Annotated in this window: 1 protein-coding gene and 1 pseudogene; both read right to left on the bottom strand. The window is 64.1% G+C overall.

Annotation, left to right across the window (positions count from 1 at the left end; translation table 11 throughout):
* Positions 1-18: 18 nt before the first annotated feature.
* The gene (locus tag VN047_RS03000; RefSeq protein ID WP_325539880.1) at positions 19-2,169 is read right to left on the bottom strand and encodes an acetate--CoA ligase family protein; all 2,151 of its coding nucleotides are present in this window, start codon (positions 2,167-2,169) and stop codon (positions 19-21) included.
* 84 nt (positions 2,170-2,253) lie between these two features.
* Positions 2,254-2,412 (bottom strand): annotated as a pseudogene (locus tag VN047_RS02995) (p-hydroxycinnamoyl CoA hydratase/lyase); the annotation flags it as partial.

Genomic DNA, 2,412 nt, shown 5'->3' with positions numbered 1-2,412 from the left:
CTGTGATCGCCTGATTGGTCAGGCATTTTTCGGCCCGGTCAGCATGAGGGCATCCAGCGCGACCGCGCCTTTGCCGCGCGGATAAAGGACTACCGGGTTGAGATCGATCTCGCGGATGGAGGGTTCGGCGATCATGAGGCGACCGAGCGTGGCGACGATCTGGGCCGCCGCCTCCACATCCAGGGCAGGAGATCCGCGAAAGCCGCGCAGAAGGGCAGCTTGTTTGAGCTTGTGCAGTTCGGCGGCGATGGCTTCGACCGAGAGGTCGGGGGTGATCAGGCGCACATCTTGAAGGATTTCTGCGGTGACGCCCCCGAAACCGGCGAGGATGACCGGACCCCAATCAGGGTCGCTTTTCGCTCCGATGATGAGTTCTGTCCCACGCTCGCCCATGGCTTCGAGCAGCGCACCGTCGAGGGCGATGCTCGTATCATAAGCGGCGACATTGGCATGCAGGCGGTCCCATCCGGCGCGCAGTTCATCCGCATCGCGAAGGTTCAGCACGACACCGCCCGCGTCGCTTTTGTGGCTGAGGTCGGCGGATTGTGCCTTGAGCGCCACGGGATAGCCGATGTTCAGCGCCGCGCTGAGCGCTTCATCGATGGTGGTGCAGAAAGCGCCGCGAGGGAAGGGGATGCCAAGCGGCGCGAGTATCGCCTTGCACCGATATTCCGGGATGACGCCGCCTTGTTCGGGCAGGCCGGGAGCGGCAAGCGGCGCGGCGTCGGTTTCGCGGAAATCGCGGCGGGCATGGTCGTTCAGGCGTTTAAGGGCGCGAAAGGCGCGTTCGGTTGAGGGGAAATAGGGAATGCCAAAGGCCCGAAGCTGGTTGATATAGTCGGGCGAGATGTCCGCCCCTTCGTCCAGTCCGGCGAGGATGATCGGCTTTTCGGGTTTGAGTTCATCGACCGCGCGCAGGATCGGCGGCAGCTTGATGCCGGCGGTGATCGGATCGGTCTGGATGATCCCGGCGACGACGCTGCCGAAACGGTCGTCGGTGAACAGCGCGGCGAGCGTGCGATAATAGAGGTCGGGTTCGACCAGCCCCTGCGCCGTCAGGTCCAGCGGGTTGGAGACCGGGACGAAAGCGGGAAGCGCGGCGCGCAGGGCGGGGGCGTTGCCGTCATCCACTTGCGGTAGGTCGAGGTCGATCGCCTCGCACAGGTCCAGGGTCAGCGCCTTGAACGCGCCGCTTTCCCCCAGCACCGCGACCCCGCCCGCCGGGATCGTGGGGCAGCGCAGCGCGATTTCCGCGACGTCGCCCAGTTCTTCGAGCGTTTCAACCAGGATGACGCCTGCACGTTCCACCTTCACCTGCATGACCTGATAGTCGCCCGCGATCGCGCCCGTATGGGTGGCGGCGGATTCCCGCGCGGCGCTGGATTTGCCGGGGTGGAGGAGGACGATAGTCTTGCCCAGCGCGCGCGCGCGGCGGGCGGCGGCGAGGAAGCGTTGCGGCTTGCGGAACTGCTCAACGATCATGGCGATGACCTGCGTCGCGTCATCGCCGAGCAGGTGATCGACATAATCTTCCACACCCGAAGCAGCTTCGTTGCCGGTGGAAATAGAGAAGGACAGGCCAAGGTCGCGGCTCGCCAGCGTCGTGCACAGGACGCAGGCCATCGCCCCGCTCTGCGATACGACGCCGATCCCGCGACGGTCACCCAGGGGCTGTACGCTGGTTTCGACAAAGGTCAGCGGCACGCGGTCAATGAAGTTGGTCATGCCCAGGCAATTTGGCCCTTCGATCACCATCCCCGTTTCGGCGGCGATCCGGCCAATCTCGCGCTGTTCGGCAAGGCCTTCCTCACCGCCTTCGGCAAAACCGGCGGAAAAGATGACGACAGCGCCGACATTGCGTGCGGCCAGCGCCTTGACCGTATCGAGCACCGCGACGCGGGGGATGGCGAGGACGGCGGCGTCCACGCCATCGGGCAGGGCGTCGACCGATGGCAGGCATGGCCGTCCGTCGATCTCCGCCCGTTTGGGGTTGATGAGGTGGATGTCGCCTGAAAATCCGTTGCGGAGGAGGTTGGAGAGGACGGACGCGCCCAGTGCGCCGATCTTGTCGGACGCGCCGACGATTGCGACCGAACGTGGGCGCAACAGGCGGTCGAGCGATGTGCCGCTATCGGTACAAGTGGGCGGATTCAGGGCCTCGACCGTCATGGGTCAGTCTCTCCAGGTAAAATCGGCAGCTATTCTTGCCGGGCCGCGCATGTTGAAGGTCTGGTCCGGTCGTAACCAGCTCTGTCAGGCGCTCTGTTTGGACTTGTCGTAAGCGCCCAGACCCGGCTTGTAGCTCTTATCATCGATAAACTGCTTGATGCCTTCCTTGCGGCCTTCATTGTCAAAGCTGTTTGCTGCTTCCTGTGCGCGGATCAGATAATCCTCGGCATTGTCATAGGTCAT

This window comes from Sphingopyxis sp., assembly GCF_035565275.1.
GTDB lineage: Bacteria > Pseudomonadota > Alphaproteobacteria > Sphingomonadales > Sphingomonadaceae > Sphingopyxis.
This window is presented reverse-complemented; position numbering and strand designations above follow the sequence as displayed.